Raw genomic sequence first — 14889 nt, forward strand, 5'->3', positions numbered from 1 at the left:
ATTGAACCGTGCATCGCTCCGTGGAGAGCCTGATATGAACCCAATAGATCAATCGACAATCGATCGGTACCCGACCTCCCTGCGCGTGCTGCACTGGGTACGTGCCGTGCTCGTCCTGGGCCTGCTCTGGGTCGGCTGGCATATGACCGGCATGAACGATGAGGTGGCGAGCAAATACGAGCTTTACTACCCCTGGCACAAGTCCTTCGGGGTGTTGACGTTCCTGGTGGTGCTGGTTCAGCTCGCTGTGCGCTTGCGCACGCCACGGTTGCCGCAGCCGCTGGAAACGCTGGCGGGGTACGAAAGGGTTTTGTCACGCCTGACGCAGCGCGTCATGTATGTACTGCTGGTGATCGTGCCCTTGATGGGGTACTCCATGTCGAGCACGTACACGATGAGCGACGGGGTGTTCTTTTTTGGGGTTAACCTGCCGGAGCTGTTGCCAAAGAATGACGATTGGTTCGCGGTCTTCCAATGGCTGCACAAAGTCCTCGCCTACACCTTGCTTGTCCTGATCGTGCTGCACGTGGCGGGCGCGCTCAAGCATCGCTTCTATGACCGGGACCCACGCAACGATGTGTTGCGCCGCATGCTCTGACGGGATGAGGCGTTGACGCAAAACGTCAACGCCTGCTCGGCCCCGCAACAAACCTCAATGAATCATCAGAACGTCGCCCACACAATGAACTGCATGTACGTGTTGGTTGATGCGTCGCCGCTCTGCCGGCCACCGTTGCCCAGCCACTTCTGCGGCTTGTAGAAGCCAACCAGCGGCGAAAGCGTGATGTTCTCCGTGACCGCCCAATCCACAAACAGATCGAGCTCCTGCGCAGCGAAATCCAGCTCATGACGGCGGGAAAGCTGGTGGTAGTCGAACGCCATCGCGTTAAGGGTCAATTTCTCGGTCGGCTTGACCGAGAGCAGTACGTCGTTGATCTGCATGTTCGATGTCACGGAGCCCGCGTAGTTAAGCCCGACTTCGCCCTGCAGGCGCTTGCGATAACCGCCCTGGAACAGGAAGTCCCAGCCTTCGGAGTAGCGCGAATAACGGTAGCTGACCGTCGGTTGCCATGGCGTATCGACGAAGGTGTAACCCGCGTCGAAGAACATCGCCCGCTGTGAGCCCGAACGTTTTTCCTGGCGGGCCACCTCGAACGCAAAATCGGCGTTCTCGATCCCGGCATTGCCCTGCCCGCGAATGCTGTAGACGTTCATGCCCTTGCGCTCAAGCCGATCGCCGAAGGCGTATTTCTCCTCCACATCCAGGCCGTGCACGTAGGTCGAACCGATCGAACCGATGGGGGTGGTGTAATCGATGGTGCCCACGGCCAGTTCGGTCTTGGACTGCCCAGGGTTATCGGACTTCAGCCATATCAAGCTGCCGTGCAGCCCTTCCTTGCCGCCCAGCTTCAGCACCGCCGTGTTGCCAAACGCAAGGCGTTGGCCCAGGTAAAAGGCGCCCCCCCGGTTGAAGCGACCATCCTGCACGCCCTCGATGGGGTTGAAGGCGTTACCTGGGTCAAATCCATCGTCGGTGATCAGAAAGCCGTCCACCGTGACAATCTGGCGTCCGAATGAGAAATCCACGCCATCCTTGCCCAGGGCGGGTAGCAGGTCACCTGATCGCCAGCCCAGGAACGCGTCTTCCACGGCGGTTCGTCGCTCATTGCCCGCCGTGGTCGCCCCCATGTCTCCGTCACCCCATGACCCGCTGCTGAGCAGGCTGAAGCCACCATATACCGAACCGGCAACCAGCTTATCCGTGGTGCCGGTCAGACCGTATTTGACGTAACCCTCCTGCCAGTGCATGCCGCCGGATTTTTTCTGCGGATCGCCCAGGTAGTTATGGGTACTGCCAAACCAGCCGAATGCGGCGCCCAGGTCGGCATTCAACACGGTTGCTCCGTCGTCTTCGTTGTACAGCGTATAAGCCTGTGCCTGTGAGCCGACTGCACAGAGTGCAACCAGCGACAGTAATGGCGCGTAGGGGGGAATGCGCATGACGTCTCTCCTGTTTTTATAGTTGTGAGGCGAGACACGAGTGTTCCGGCAGGGGTCGCCAACGCGGTAACCCAAATCAGCATCTGCACGGGCCGGCGCGTCGTTCTGTCGTTGCGCGATACCTCACCTGCGCCACCCCCCCTGAATACCTTCAATGGTTGCCGTTTTCGGCTACGGCCAGTGAGCGCGAGCGCCCTATGCTGGGCCCATAAGAACCATAAAAACCGAGGCGCCCGTCATGACCCCTTCGTCACGCTTTCCGTCGCTCCATCAAAGGCTTTGCCTGCTGACCCTCATCGCCTGCAGTGCCTTGGCGCCTGTTGCCAGTGCCCACCATTCCTTCGCGCTGTTCGACCAGACCCAGACAATCACGATCAAGGGTGTGGTCGAGCGCTTCGCCTGGACCAACCCGCACATCACGATCTACGTCGATGTTCCCGGTCCGCCGGCCCAGCGCTTCAAGATCGAGACGGGCAGCGTCAACGCGCTGCAGCGCACAGGCTGGACTGCCGACTCGGTCAAGGCCGGCGCAAACGCCGAGGTGTCGTTCAAACCGTTGAAAAACGGCGAACCGGGCGGGCTGCTGGTGGAGATCAAGATGGGCGACGTGGTGCTCTCGGGCGGCGGTTAAACGCAACCCTTTGCGAGCGCGACAACAACAGAACTGGGCAAACCAGCAACGCGGAGACATTTCAATGAAACCAGCACGCACCGCCAACACCGCCATGGTCTTCCTGGGGGTGGTCCTCGTGACCTTCGCCGCGATGAGCAGCGCCGCGACACCGTCAAAACCCCCAACCGACAAACACGGCGTGGCCACACGGCCAGACATCAGCGGCACCTGGGAAAGAACCCCGGACGACTGGTTCGGCGAGAACCCGGACGACCCGGTGCACCCCGGCGGCCCCATGGACCTCAAGGCGTCCTACGCCGCCGAGTACGCCGAGCTGAAGAAGAAAGAAGCCGTGGCCAACGAGGCCGGCACACCGATTGCCACCACCAGTTCCAAGTGCCTGCCCGAGGGCATGCCGACCATGATGGCAGCGCTGTTCCCGATCCAGATCATTCGCGACGACAAGCAAGTGATCATCCTCGGCGAGTATCTCCAGCAGGTGCGGCGGATTCTTTTGAACCAGCCCATGCCGCCCCTGGAAAAGCTCGACCCGTTGTACCAGGGCCATTCGCGTGGCCACTGGGAAGGCGACACGCTGGTCGTCGAGACCCAGCGCGTGCGAACCGATGTGCGCTTCTACGACGTGCCCCACGGGCCGGCGATGAAGATCACCGAACGCATCCGGTTGCGCGGGCCGGATCACCTGGAAAACCAGGTCCTGATCGAAGACCCGCAGGTACTCAACGCTCCGTATCGCTTTACGTTCGAGTACAAGCGCTCCAACTACGCCATTCAAGAATACGTGTGCGAGAACAACCAGATCGTGATCGACAGCGAGGGCAAGGCTTCCCTGAGCCTTGAGTGACGCCACCCTCCCACCCCTGCCGGAGCTTTTGCGAATGAAACGCCTGACCCCCATCAGCATCGCGTTGTCGCTGTTCATCGCGTCGAGCGTGCTCGCCGAGGTGCCGCGCATGCCCACGGCCATCGCGGTGCCGCCGTCCGACAAGCCGCCGCTATCGTCGGCGACACGCCCGGGCACCGAGTACAGCGACCTCGACCACTACGGCTACATCGAGCAAGAGTACTACCTGCAAGGCGTCGCCCCGGCCATCACTGCCGCCGGTAAAACCTTGCTGGAAGCGCCCTACACCACGCGCATTCTGGTGCGCAAACCGGCCGACCCGGCGCGCTTCAATGGCACGGTGGTGATCGAGCCGTTCAGCTGGTTCGGCGAGCGTGGCGCAGGCTGGATCCTGACGCGTGACTACTTGCTGCGGCGCGGCTATGCGTACGTCGGGTACACACTGAATGTGAACAAGCCGTCAGTCGACCCCAAGTTCATTTCGGACACCCCGGCGGCCGAGGCGGCGCAAATCGACCAGTACGGACGGATCGTGAATTTCGAGTTCATGCGCCGCTTCGACTACGCGCGCTATGCGCCGCTGGGCACCTATTACGACCCGGCACGGTTCACCCGTGGCGCAGCGCCCGATCCCTTCGTGCCACAGTCCCAGGGCATCGGTGCGCAACTGGCGCTGCTGCTCAAGAGCAATGGGGCGCAGAGTCCGCTGGCGGGCCTCGATGTGCAGCGCGTGTATGTGAATAGCTGGGCCGTCACCGCGCAGGTCTGGATGGACTATCTCGACCAGGGGCGTCACCAGCAATGGCGCATGCCCGACGATACGCCGCTGATCGACGCTTACATGACGGGCCGCATGGCCTACGGAGAAGTCGGCGGCGATGTGATCCGAGTACCTCGCCAGATGCCCGAAGGCGTGCCGTTCGTGACCGTCTTCAGCCAGTCCGAACTGATGCACGACGTGATCGAAGGTATCCCACTGCCTCCCGACACCGACACCCCGCAGCTTCGCTACTACGAAGTGACCGGCATGCCCCATCTGCGCCTGGCCGACCTCGGCACAGAGCACACCGAACCGCTCGCGGCCGACGTCGGCAAGGGCGACGACCCGCGCTGCCAGACGCTGTATGACGAACCGGTCGAGCACGTGGTCTCGGCACTGCTCGACGGCATGGACCAATGGGTACGCGACGGCAAACCCATGCCCCGCGCGCCCCGGGTGGTCCGTGATGGCAAGGCCGCCGCGCGGGCGCCCGCCACCGGCAACCTGCAAGGCGGTGTGCGCCCGCCGTGGATCCAGGTGCCCAGCGCCACCTACCTCACCGATCAAGAGACCGGCTGCGGGCTGATCTACGACACCAAAGTGCCTTATTCGAAGGAAGTGCTGGGCAAGCACTATGGAAGCTTCAGCCGCTATGCACAGAAATTCGAAGACGCCAAAGCGGCTTCGATCAAGGAAGGCTACTTGCTGCCGGAGGACGCGGCGGGGCTGCATCCGATCGCAACCCCTCAAGACTTCTAACCCACTGCGGAAGAAAAGCCGATGTCATCTTCACTCATCATTGCCTGGATCTACGCCTCACCGTTCAGCACTGCGATCCGCGACATCCTGTGGGTCATCCCCACGGTGCAGAGCATTCACATCATCGCCATCACCGTGCTCTTCGGCTCGGCGCTCATCTCCGACCTTCGACTGGCGGGGGTGTTCGCCCGCGAGGAACCCTTGCGCGGCATCGTTCGCCGTTACTACCCGTGGATGCGCAATGCACTGATCGTCCTGCTGTGTACCGGGTTGCTGATGATCATCGCCGAGCCTGACCGGGTACTCGTCAACTCCACGTTCTGGCTGAAGATGGTCCTGGTGGTGACGGCGTTCAGCGTGACCTGGCTGCTGCGGCGTCCGCTGCTGCGCCCTGCCGGCACGGCAGGCAGCGACGACGCGACGCGTTCGGTCAAGGCATGCGCATGGCTGTCGATCGGTTTGTGGTGCGTCGTGATCATTTGCGGTCGCTGGATCGCCTACACGATCTAAGTGTTTTCAACGAAAGTTCTCAGGTATTCGCCATGGATATTCAACCCCTGCTGCAAGCCATCCAGGACACGCCTGTCGCGACGTTCATCCGCGAGTCAGGCTCGGCCTTTCCAATGCTGGAATCGGTGCACGTAATCGGCATCGCCATTGTCTACGGCACCATCGCCGTCGTTGACCTGCGCCTGCTTGGCGTAACCGCCCACCGGCGCGGCGCGCTGAAACTGATCCAGGATTTGCTGCCCTACACCTGGGTCGCGTTCGTGACCTGCGTGATCACCGGCCTGCTGATGTTCTGTGCCAATGGCACGACCTATGTGCAGAACACCGCGTTCCTGCTGAAAATGGGCCTGCTGATGCTGGCCGGCGCCAACATGGCGGTGTTCCACTTGGGCGCCTTTCGCCGAATTGCCGAATGGGACACGACGCTGCCGCCTCCCCGTCAGGCGCGCGTCGCCGGGTTCAGCTCGTTGCTGTTGTGGGCCGGCGTGGTCTTCCTGGGCCGCTGGATCGCGTTTCTCTGATGGCGCGCCCAGCCGCTGCAATCACCCAGGTGCGACCACGCTCCGGCGCATGGGAGTCGCTGGGCCTGGTGCTGGCGACCCTGGCCGTCATCGCCAGCGTGGCTGGCTATGTGATGCTGCGCCCGGAAAGAGTCGGCCCGCCCACCCCGCTGAGCTGGCAGGTGCGTTCCTTTGACGGCTTGGGTGCGGTCGATCAGGCCATCCACAGCGCCTTGCTGCCGGCCGGCGAGGAAATCATCTGGAACAACAACGATACCGGCGGCTGGATCACCCTGGAGCGTGCACAGGAGCTGTTGCTGCCGCCGTTCTACCGTGATGCCTTCTGGAAGGCCAATGGCGAGGTGCACTGGCAATTGATTCTGCCCGGCACCCACCTGGCCCATCAGGGCGGCGAGGACGACGCCACGGCGGCGGACCCTGCCGTCAGCGACGTGTCCAAGGCCACCCTGGGCCAGGGCGCCACGGTCTATTACGGCTCAGCCGGCCACGCGCCGGGCCAGAGCGCCTACCTGCTGATCATCGGCCACGCCCACGCCGGTGTGATGTGGGCCAACCAGGCGACGATCTGGGTCCACCGTGACCCGAACGCGCCCTACCCCGCCATCGTCAAGCCGGAATCCCTGGTCGGCGATGGTTGGCGCCAAGTCATCCCGTACGACGGTGCCAGCGAAATCGAACGCGTAAAAGGAACCCAGCCATGACTGTTTCTACGAAACATCGCGCCGTGTGGCGCCGTTGCATCGCGCTGTGGGTGCTGATCACCGCCATCGCACTCGCCGGCCCGGCCTTCGCCTCGGCGAAGCCACTCAGAATCGGTATCACCCTGCATCCCTACTACAGCTTCGTGGCCAATATCGTCGGCGATCGGGCGCCAGTCATTGCGCTGATTCCGGCAGAGGCCAACCCGCACAATTACCAGCCGCAACCCGATGACATCACCCGCGCGATGAATATCGATGTGCTGGTGGTCAACGGTATCGGGCACGATGAATGGGCCTTCCAGATCATCAAGGCCGCCGGGCGCACGCAAACACTGCCGATTATCCAGGCGAACGCCACGGTGGCGCTGATTCCCATCGGCGGTGACCAGGAAGGGGTCAAGGTGGTCAACCCGCACACCTTTGTCTCGACCACGGCAGCGATCCAACAGGTGTTCGAAATCGCTCGCCGGCTGGGCGAGTTGGACCCGGACAACGCGGGCGAGTATCGCAAGAATGCGCTGGCGTATGCCGGCCGTATCCGTGCGCTGCGCGCAGGCTTCATGACGCGCTTCGCCGCACTGGACCTGTCGTCGTTCCGCTGTGCGACGACCCATGCCGGCTACGACTACATGATGCAGGAGTTCGGCTTGTTCGTAAGCGCCGTGATCGAGCCGCGCCATGGCGTCGCGCCGACGGCACGCCAATTGGCCAACACCATCGAGGCGATCAAGAAGGCCAACGTCAAGGTGCTGTTCGCCGAAAAGAACTTCTCCCTCGACCTGGCCAAACCCATCGAAGCCGCCACCGGCGTGAAGGTGTTCGCCCTGTCTCATATCACCGGCGATAGCTACAGCGCGGACGAATTCGAGGTCGCGATGCGCGAAAACCTCGAGACCCTGGCGCAAGCCGTCGAGTTTACGCAGCAATGAACGCGCTGAAGGAGCAACACGCGATGCGCGGCCCCGCCATTGTGTTCGACAACGTCTCCCTGCGACTGGGAGGCACGCAGGTGCTCGATCAAGTGAGCATGCGCATCGGGGCCGGCGCATTGCACTGCCTGGTCGGCCCCAACGGCGGCGGCAAAACCTCACTGGTGCGTGCGCTGCTGGGCCAGATGCCGCATTCGGGAACGATCCGGCTTGAAGGTGAACTCACTACGCCCATGGGGTATGTGCCGCAGTTGCCGGACTTCGACCGCAACGTGCCCATGACAGTGAACGATCTCATGGCCCTGTTGGGTCAACGCCGGCCCGCCTTCCTCGGCGCAAGCCGCGCCGCCAAGGCGGCCCATGCCCAGGCCCTGGAGCGTACCGGCATGGCGGGGATGGGTAAAAAACCCTTTGGCAGCCTGTCCGGTGGCCAGCGTCAGCGGGTGCTGCTGGCCCAGGCGATCAGCCCGATGCCGTGGCTGCTGATCCTCGATGAACCGACCGCCGGGATCGACGAGCCCGGTGTGCGCCTGGTAGAGGCGCTGGTGGCCGAGCTGAACCGCCGTGGGGTGACCATTTTGTGGATCAACCACGACCTCGAACAGGTCAAGCGTATCGCGCAGTCCGTGACCGTTATCAATCAACGGGTGCTGTTTCACGGCCCTGCCGATCAGCTCGACAGCCGACTGGAGGCCATTCGATGAATGCCCTGTACGACTTCATTCGCGACCACCTCCAGGCGCTCGCCGCGAGCCAGGTGTTGCCGCAACCGTTCGAATACGAGTTCGTGATCAATGCGCTGATGTGCTCAGTGCTGATCGGGCCGTTGCTGGGGGTGCTGGGTTCGATGGTGATGATCAAGCGGATGGCGTTCTTCAGCCAGTCCGTGGGCAATGCGGCGATGACCGGCGTGGCCATTGGCGTGCTGATCGGCGAGTCCTACACCTCGCCCTACTTCTCGATGTTCGGCTTCTGCCTGCTGTTCGCCCTGACCCTCAAGTACACGCAGCACCGCACCACCCTGGCCAATGACACGTTGATCGGCGTGTTCCTGTCCATCTCGCTGGCGGTCGGTGCCTCATTGCTGCTGTTCGTGTCCGCGAAAATCAACACACACGTCATGGAAGGCGTGCTGTTCGGCTCGATCCTGGCGGTCGACCACACCGACATGAACGTACTGCTGGGCGTGACGGTGATTTGCACGCTGATCGGGCTGCCCCTGTACAACGGCATGTTGCTCTCCAGCCTCAACCCGAGCCTGGCCCATGCGCGCGGCGTCAAGGTGCGCAGCGTCGAGTACCTGTTCGTGGTGTTGGTCACCCTGGTAACGGTCGCCTGCTTGAAGATCATCGGCGCCGTGCTGGTCGAGGCCTTGCTGCTGATACCGGCAGCCGCAGCCCGCAACATCAGCCGCTCACTGCCGGGCCTGGTCACGTGGGCCGTCCTGATTGCGACCTTTTCCTGTGTGGTCGGGATTCTGGCACCGATGCAGTTCCATATTCCGGTGCCCACGGGTGGCGCCATCGTGATCGTCGCAGCCTTGGTATTTGCCTTCACCACCCTCATCCGCGGCACCGCGCCGCAGTTCAAAGGGGCCAGCGTATGAAAAGGTTCAACCGCTCAATTCGCCCTTGGCTGGCGCTGTTCGCCCTGCTGCTGGGTGGCGCGCCGTCAGCTTTTGCGCAGGAGCAACAGCCAGTGCTCGTCGCCCTGCCGGCGATGTATGCGCTCACCTCGGCACTCGGCGAAGGCACGCACATCGAGGTCGTACGTGTCCCGCTGGACGCCGCCGTGCCCATGGAAAGCCAGGCCAACGCGCTGTCGCGCCTGGAGCCGGCGGTGTTCCAGAGGGCCGTCGCCGTGGTCACCCTGAGTAGCCTGTGGCGCGCCGACCCGTTGTATGCGACGGCGCGGCGCCACAACCTGCGGATCGTCGAGATCGATGCGTCGCACTCTTGGGACAGCCTCAAGCCCGGCGTGGCCGTAACACGCGTGCCGGCAAACGATGTGCCCTGGGCAGACGCCCGCAACGGCGAAGGCGGCCCGTCGCCTTACGCCTGGCTGGGGCCGGTCAATGCCATGCGCATGTCGGCATTGATTGCCGCCGACCTGGCTCGGCTGTCCCCGACCGACGCGCCACGGATCGCGCGCAACCTCGCTGCGCTCGACGGCCGCATGCGCCGCCTGAAGGCCGGCTACGGCGATCGGCTGCTGAAAGTGCCAGACCTGCGCGTGCTGTCGCTGGTCAGCGAGCCGGTCTACCTGTTCGGCGAGTTCGGCGTGTATGTGGACGGTTGGTTCGTGCGCCAGGACATCGACTGGACGGACGCCGACCGCGCCGCCCTGACCCGCTACCTTCGCGAGCGTGATATCCGCGTGGTAGTCCACAAATGGGCGCCTGACGCCAGGATTGCACAGGCCATCGAGGACGGCGGCGCACGCCTGCTGATCCTGGATAGCGGCAACCCGGGCATGCTCGCCAACCCGGCCAACAGCTACGAGGCGCTGCTGAGTGCCAACCTCGACGCCTTGCTGGCGGCCTTCGCGCCGGCCGCTCCCGCAGTGGCTGCCGCCCAAACGGCGACGCCGCAGTGATCCACTTCGACCATGGAGAACGAAACCTTATGAAACCGCGAGATCTGGCCCACCCGATACTGCTGGCAGGTGCCCTGCTGTTCTGCCAGGCCGCGCTGGCCCACGGCCCCGTTTTCGACTGCTACATCGAGCACGATGACTGGGTGAAATGTGAAGCCGGCTACACCGACGGCAGTTCCGCCGCAGGTCGAAAAATCCATGTCCAGGACCCCAGCAACAAGCTATTGCTCGAAGGGACTGTCGACAAGGACAACAGCTACACGTTCCAGGCCCCCGCCGGCGCGTACTCGGTGGAATTCCTCGGTGGTGAAAACCATGGCGCCACGATCCAGTCCTCTGACATCTCAAAGTGAGCCCGACCATGCTGATCAAACGACGACTGCTCCAAGCCTTTGCCGCCGCGACCTTCGGTTGCATGACCTGCGCCGCGCAAGCGCACTTCCAGATGCTCTACCTTGACGAAACCGCGCTGCAGCGTGCGGCCGACCTGGACTTCGCTATAGTGTTCACGCATCCGTTCTCCGGTGGGCCGACGATGGCCATGGGTGAACCCAAGGCCTTCAGCCTCATCAGCGGCCACGGCGGAAAAACAACCGACCTGCGCCAATACCTCAAACCCGTCCAGTGGCAGGGTCGCGAAAAACCAGTGACCGCCTATCGTGCGTCGATTCCACGGGAGTTGGTGCGGCCCCTGGGCGACCATATTTTCGTACTCGAACCTGAGCCGTATCTGGAAACCGAGGAAGGCGTCTACATCCAACAGTTCACCAAGCTCGTCGTGAACGTGGGCGGCGTGCCCGGCAACGGGTCAGAACCCCAAGGGTTGGCGGTTGAGATCCAACCCCTGAACAAGCCGTATGCAAACTGGACGGGTGGCGTGTTCCGCGCGTTGGTCCTGGCTGACGGCAAGCCCGTGCCGTTCGCCGAGATCGAAATCGAGTACGTCAATCATGCGGTCGACATCAAAAACAACGCCTTTGGCCAGAAGGACTATGTCACTGCCCCCCAAGCCGCCTTCAAATCCTTGAGTACGTATTCGGATGCCCAAGGCATCGTGACCATCGGCCTGCCACGCGCTGGCTGGTGGGGCATTGCGGCGCTCAACATCGGCGCGACCAAAACCTACAAGGGCAAACCCCTGTCCCAGGATGCGGTGCTGTGGATCCAGGCCAGGGACATGAAATGACGTGCGGTTATCGGTATCGGTCAAAGCGCCGCGTTCTGTCGAGTCGCCTGCCAGCAAAGCAGCGAACCGACTGTCACCCTGACGGCCCCCTGCCAGAACGGTGCCTGCAAACTGACAACCATCCACTGACGCCCTGATACGCCAACAGCAGTGCACCGGCCAGCAACAAGGTCCACTGCACGCTGAAGGCCGCAGCCGCCAGCCCAGCCAACAACCCACCAATCGCTTCGAAGCCGAAACGCATGGCGATGTAGAACGCAATCACCCGCCCGCGCAGCGCCTCGGGCGCGGTGCTTTGCAGGGTCATGTTGCTGCTGACATTGCTCACGGTGATGCCAAACCCCAAGCCCGCCAGCACGATCAGCGTGAACCACAACGGCGGGTTGGCGGCTATCGCGCACAAGGCGATCGCACACACCAGTGCCCCGGCGCCGATGATGCGTTGCAGGTTCGACGCACCGCCGACAAACGCCAGGAAAATCGTCGCGACAAACGCCCCGGCACCGGCGGCACCCCATAACCAACCCAAGGTTTGCGCATCACCGGCGAACACGTTTTTTGCCAGGATCGGCAACAGCACCGTGTAACAAGAGGCCAGCAGGTTGACCATGATCACGCTGATCAGCAAACGCCGAATATGAAGTGTGCGCCACAGGTAGCGCAGGCCTTCACGGAAAATCTCTGCGGTGGAACCCTGGGCCTTGGTTTGCTCGCGGCTTCTCACTCTGCCCAGCCCGATCAGCAACATGACAAACGCGATACTGGTCAGGAGAAAACAGCCGGCTTCGCCACTCCAGTTGATCAGCAACCCCGCCAGCGGAGGGCCAATAAAGCGGGCGGCGTTGATCAGCATTGCGTTCAGCACTAGCGCGTTGGGCAAGTCCCTGGGGTCGTCGACGAAACTGCTGATCAACGCCTGGCGCAGCGGTGTTTCCAGGGCATTGAGCAAGCCGAGAATCAGCGCCATGACGATGATCACCTCCCGGCCCATCCATTGCTGCCAGGTGAGTACGGCCAACACCAGCGATTGCAGGGCAAGCAGGGTTTGCACGCCCATCAATAGGCGGCGTTTGTCGTGGCGGTCCGACCAGGCGCCCGCCAGTGGGCCGACCAACAATTGGGGCAGCAGCGTCAGGAAAGCAATCGTGCCCAGCAATACAGCCGAACCCGTCAAGTGATAAGCCAGCCAGGCCAGTGCGACCTGTTGAATCCACTTACCCAGGGTCGATAGGCCCTGACCCACGAAGTAGATCTGGAAATTGCGATGGCTCAATGCGCGGATCGGCGCGGGCCAACGGGAGACGGGAACAGAAGTCACATCGAGCCTTTAGGTATGAAGCCTGCGACGCCCTGCCCGTGAACCCTGGCCGAACACGGCGGCCAGGGTGTAGCGGGATCAGCCAGGGAGCTCGCAGCCTTTCTGTATGAGAGATTTCAGGACCCAGGTACGGTCGTTTTCACCCTGGGCAATCTGTTCAAGCTGCTTTTGTTCGGCAGCATGCTTGGCGTGGGCACGATCATACACTTCACCGACCTGATCAAACGGCACGCAGAGCAAGCCGTCTTCGTCGCCGATGACCAGGTCACCGGGTTCGATGACCATGCCATCAATCGCAATCGCCACGTTGACCTCGCCTGGGCCGTCCTTGTAAGGGCCACGGTGGGTGACGCCGGCGGCGAACAGCGGGAAATCACCGGCGCCGATACTGGCGGCGTCACGGATGGCGCCGTTGATTACAATGCCGGCCACCCCTTTTTTGACCGCATACGCGACCATCATTTCACCGATCAGTGCGTTGCTCAGGTCGCCGCCGGCATCCACCACGATGACGTCGCCCGGCTGTGCGATGTCAATGGCGTAATGCAGCATCAGGTTGTCGCCCGGGCGCGCCTTGACGGTCAGTGCCGGTCCCACCAACACACCCTGACGGTGCATGGCACGCAGGCTGGCGCCGCCGGCGGTCATGCGATTCATCGAGTCGCTGATGTTGGCGACGGGCACCGTCCGGTAGCGCTCAACCCATTCGACGGACACTTTGCGAGCTTGTTCGAGCACTCTGAAACCAATGGACATGGGGTCACCTTCTTATGTTTTTTGTAAGCCGTGGCGCGACTGCAGAATAATTAAAATGAAACGGCATTTCGAAATTATCATTTCATTTTTTGACTTGCAAGCAAGCATTGCGTGCAGCTCGTCGCGTAAACGCTGATTGTCACAAGGCATGAAAATCAGCTTATTCAAAAATAAAATGCTGATTTATCAAGAAAAACACAGGCACTACAGCATGATCAAAGAATGGAATTCATCCTGAAAAAATCTTTTTATTGCAACGCCGTTTCATTATGTTAGGTTTTAGTCACCGCTGAGGGTCATGTCATTAGCCCCCAGCTGCACACAGATAAAAAAACCAAGGTGCGCAACATGACCCGAACCCTTTTGCTGACCGGCCCTGAATTGACTGCCGAAGCCATGGCCCACGCCGCCTCACACGGCGTGCGCGTCATACCGACCATCCCCTACCTACCCGCCGACGAACTCACTGCGATCATTGCGCGCGAACAGCCCGATGCAATCATCGTGCGCCAGGGTCACCTGACGCGGGACATGATCCAGGCGTCCGCGCAGTTGAAGATCATTGCCAAGCACGGCGTGGGCTACGACACCATCGACATTGCGGCAGCCGCCGAACGCAGCATTCCCGTGACCATTGCCCTGGGCGCCAATGCGCAGTCGGTCGCCGAGCATGCACTGGCGTTGATGTTCAGCGTCGCCCGCCACACCGCCCTGCTGGATGCACGGATGCGCGATGGGCATTGGGATAAAGCGACCTCGGTCGGTATCGAGCTGTCGGGCAAGACCTTGGGCCTGGTCGGCCTGGGCTCAATCGGTCGAATTCTGATGGAGCTGGTCGGCCCGCTGCGCATGCAGGTCAAGGTGTACGACCCCTACCTGAAAAACCTGCCTGACGTGCCCAACGTTGAGCAGGTCAGCGACTTCGATGCCTTGCTGGCGGACTGCGATATCATCAGCCTGCATTGCCCGCTCACGGAGCAGAACCGCAACCTGTTCGGCGAGGCGCAGTTCAAGCGCATGCGCCCCGGCAGCCTGCTGATCAACACCGCACGCGGTGAGCTGATTGAGACCGACGCCTTGGTAAAAGCCCTGAGCACGGGCCAGATCGGCGGCGCCGGCCTGGATACGTTCAACCCCGAACCGCCGCCTGCCGACTCGCCGCTATGGGGCCTGCCGACCCTGGTGGCGACGCCGCATGTGGGCGCCAATACCGCCGAAGCGCGGGACCGCGTGGGGCTGCTGGCCGTGCAACAGATCATCGATTTCTGGGGCGGCATCGCGCCCGACCCGCGCGCGGTGGTCAATCGTCATCTCTATGCGCAGTGATTGAATTCATGCAACCCGCACGCCTCAAGTAGCAGTGCGGGTCATAACG

At 62.2% G+C, this 14889-nt stretch carries 17 protein-coding genes; 14 read left to right on the forward strand and 3 right to left on the reverse strand.

What is annotated here, in order from left to right; genetic code table 11:
• Positions 1 to 34 precede the first annotated feature (34 nt).
• Positions 35 to 598 carry a cytochrome b gene (locus NL123_RS19930; RefSeq protein ID WP_071495006.1) on the forward strand — a complete coding sequence of 188 codons (564 nt, stop codon included), beginning with the start codon at positions 35 to 37 and terminating at the stop codon, positions 596 to 598.
• A gap of 65 nt (positions 599 to 663) precedes the next feature.
• On the opposite strand, the gene NL123_RS19935 is transcribed toward NL123_RS19930, so the two are convergent.
• A complete protein-coding gene (locus NL123_RS19935) occupies positions 664 to 2001 on the reverse strand; it encodes an alginate export family protein (protein ID WP_058427116.1) in 1338 nt (445 codons plus the stop codon).
• A gap of 238 nt (positions 2002 to 2239) precedes the next feature.
• On the opposite strand from NL123_RS19935, the gene NL123_RS19940 reads away from it, so the two are divergent.
• From NL123_RS19940 to NL123_RS19995, 12 genes are all read left to right on the forward strand, one after another.
• Positions 2240 to 2632 (forward strand): DUF6152 family protein, encoded by a 393-nt coding sequence (locus tag NL123_RS19940; RefSeq protein WP_494356173.1) that lies wholly within the window; start codon positions 2240 to 2242, stop codon positions 2630 to 2632.
• 64 nt (positions 2633 to 2696) lie between these two features.
• The gene (locus NL123_RS19945; protein WP_494356174.1) at positions 2697 to 3479 is read left to right on the forward strand and encodes a hypothetical protein; all 783 of its coding nucleotides are present in this window, start codon (positions 2697 to 2699) and stop codon (positions 3477 to 3479) included.
• 34 nt (positions 3480 to 3513) lie between these two features.
• Complete coding sequence (locus NL123_RS19950; protein ID WP_248487642.1) at positions 3514 to 4998, forward strand: alpha/beta hydrolase domain-containing protein; 1485 nt, start codon at positions 3514 to 3516, stop codon at positions 4996 to 4998.
• Positions 4999 to 5019: 21 nt separating this feature from the next.
• A complete protein-coding gene (locus NL123_RS19955) occupies positions 5020 to 5508 on the forward strand; it encodes a DUF6644 family protein (protein WP_494356175.1) in 489 nt (162 codons plus the stop codon).
• Positions 5509 to 5540: 32 nt separating this feature from the next.
• On the forward strand, positions 5541 to 6029 hold the full coding sequence (locus NL123_RS19960) for a DUF6644 family protein (RefSeq protein ID WP_058427167.1): 489 nt from the start codon (positions 5541 to 5543) through the stop codon (positions 6027 to 6029).
• A complete protein-coding gene (locus tag NL123_RS19965) occupies positions 6029 to 6730 on the forward strand; it encodes a DUF6162 family protein (RefSeq protein ID WP_494356176.1) in 702 nt (233 codons plus the stop codon). The genes NL123_RS19960 and NL123_RS19965 overlap by 1 nt, the downstream gene beginning before the upstream one ends.
• Positions 6727 to 7659 (forward strand): metal ABC transporter solute-binding protein, Zn/Mn family, encoded by a 933-nt coding sequence (locus NL123_RS19970; RefSeq protein WP_494356177.1) that lies wholly within the window; start codon positions 6727 to 6729, stop codon positions 7657 to 7659. The genes NL123_RS19965 and NL123_RS19970 overlap by 4 nt, the downstream gene beginning before the upstream one ends.
• Positions 7656 to 8363, forward strand: a complete 708-nt coding sequence (locus NL123_RS19975) for a metal ABC transporter ATP-binding protein (protein WP_494356178.1) — start codon at positions 7656 to 7658, stop codon at positions 8361 to 8363. Before NL123_RS19970 ends, NL123_RS19975 begins: the two co-directional genes overlap by 4 nt.
• A complete protein-coding gene (locus tag NL123_RS19980) occupies positions 8360 to 9265 on the forward strand; it encodes a metal ABC transporter permease (RefSeq protein ID WP_058427123.1) in 906 nt (301 codons plus the stop codon). The genes NL123_RS19975 and NL123_RS19980 overlap by 4 nt, the downstream gene beginning before the upstream one ends.
• A complete protein-coding gene (locus tag NL123_RS19985; protein WP_494356179.1) occupies positions 9262 to 10254 on the forward strand; it encodes a metal ABC transporter solute-binding protein, Zn/Mn family in 993 nt (330 codons plus the stop codon). The genes NL123_RS19980 and NL123_RS19985 overlap by 4 nt, the downstream gene beginning before the upstream one ends.
• Positions 10255 to 10283: 29 nt before the next feature.
• The gene (locus NL123_RS19990; RefSeq protein WP_058427124.1) at positions 10284 to 10607 is read left to right on the forward strand and encodes a hypothetical protein; all 324 of its coding nucleotides are present in this window, start codon (positions 10284 to 10286) and stop codon (positions 10605 to 10607) included.
• Between the two features lie 8 nt (positions 10608 to 10615).
• A complete protein-coding gene (locus NL123_RS19995; protein WP_248487619.1) occupies positions 10616 to 11440 on the forward strand; it encodes a DUF4198 domain-containing protein in 825 nt (274 codons plus the stop codon).
• Between the two features lie 73 nt (positions 11441 to 11513).
• On the opposite strand, the gene NL123_RS20000 is transcribed toward NL123_RS19995, so the two are convergent.
• Positions 11514 to 12758, reverse strand: coding sequence for an MFS transporter (locus tag NL123_RS20000; RefSeq protein ID WP_494356180.1), 1245 nt, complete (start codon positions 12756 to 12758; stop codon positions 11514 to 11516).
• A 78-nt stretch (positions 12759 to 12836) separates the two neighbouring features.
• Positions 12837 to 13514, reverse strand: a complete 678-nt coding sequence (locus NL123_RS20005; protein ID WP_494356181.1) for an RraA family protein — start codon at positions 13512 to 13514, stop codon at positions 12837 to 12839.
• Between the two features lie 348 nt (positions 13515 to 13862).
• Between NL123_RS20005 and NL123_RS20010 the strand changes: the two genes are divergently transcribed.
• On the forward strand, positions 13863 to 14840 hold the full coding sequence (locus tag NL123_RS20010) for a hydroxyacid dehydrogenase (RefSeq protein WP_494356182.1): 978 nt from the start codon (positions 13863 to 13865) through the stop codon (positions 14838 to 14840).
• Positions 14841 to 14889: the final 49 nt, after the last annotated feature.

It is taken from the genome of Pseudomonas sp. FBCC-B1565 (assembly GCF_059133265.1).

Bases quoted from the DNA above. Each gene is read 5' to 3' on its own strand.
- NL123_RS19930 (WP_071495006.1), top strand. From the start codon at position 35: ATGAACCCAATAGATCAATCGACAATCGATCGGTACCCGACCTCCCTG.
- NL123_RS19935 (WP_058427116.1), bottom strand. From the start codon at position 2,001: ATGCGCATTCCCCCCTACGCGCCATTACTGTCGCTGGTTGCACTCTGT.
- NL123_RS19940 (WP_494356173.1), top strand. From the start codon at position 2,240: ATGACCCCTTCGTCACGCTTTCCGTCGCTCCATCAAAGGCTTTGCCTG.
- NL123_RS19945 (WP_494356174.1), top strand. From the start codon at position 2,697: ATGAAACCAGCACGCACCGCCAACACCGCCATGGTCTTCCTGGGGGTG.
- NL123_RS19950 (WP_248487642.1), top strand. From the start codon at position 3,514: ATGAAACGCCTGACCCCCATCAGCATCGCGTTGTCGCTGTTCATCGCG.
- NL123_RS19955 (WP_494356175.1), top strand. From the start codon at position 5,020: ATGTCATCTTCACTCATCATTGCCTGGATCTACGCCTCACCGTTCAGC.
- NL123_RS19960 (WP_058427167.1), top strand. From the start codon at position 5,541: ATGGATATTCAACCCCTGCTGCAAGCCATCCAGGACACGCCTGTCGCG.
- NL123_RS19965 (WP_494356176.1), top strand. From the start codon at position 6,029: ATGGCGCGCCCAGCCGCTGCAATCACCCAGGTGCGACCACGCTCCGGC.
- NL123_RS19970 (WP_494356177.1), top strand. From the start codon at position 6,727: ATGACTGTTTCTACGAAACATCGCGCCGTGTGGCGCCGTTGCATCGCG.
- NL123_RS19975 (WP_494356178.1), top strand. From the start codon at position 7,656: ATGAACGCGCTGAAGGAGCAACACGCGATGCGCGGCCCCGCCATTGTG.
- NL123_RS19980 (WP_058427123.1), top strand. From the start codon at position 8,360: ATGAATGCCCTGTACGACTTCATTCGCGACCACCTCCAGGCGCTCGCC.
- NL123_RS19985 (WP_494356179.1), top strand. From the start codon at position 9,262: ATGAAAAGGTTCAACCGCTCAATTCGCCCTTGGCTGGCGCTGTTCGCC.
- NL123_RS19990 (WP_058427124.1), top strand. From the start codon at position 10,284: ATGAAACCGCGAGATCTGGCCCACCCGATACTGCTGGCAGGTGCCCTG.
- NL123_RS19995 (WP_248487619.1), top strand. From the start codon at position 10,616: ATGCTGATCAAACGACGACTGCTCCAAGCCTTTGCCGCCGCGACCTTC.
- NL123_RS20005 (WP_494356181.1), bottom strand. From the start codon at position 13,514: ATGTCCATTGGTTTCAGAGTGCTCGAACAAGCTCGCAAAGTGTCCGTC.
- NL123_RS20010 (WP_494356182.1), top strand. From the start codon at position 13,863: ATGACCCGAACCCTTTTGCTGACCGGCCCTGAATTGACTGCCGAAGCC.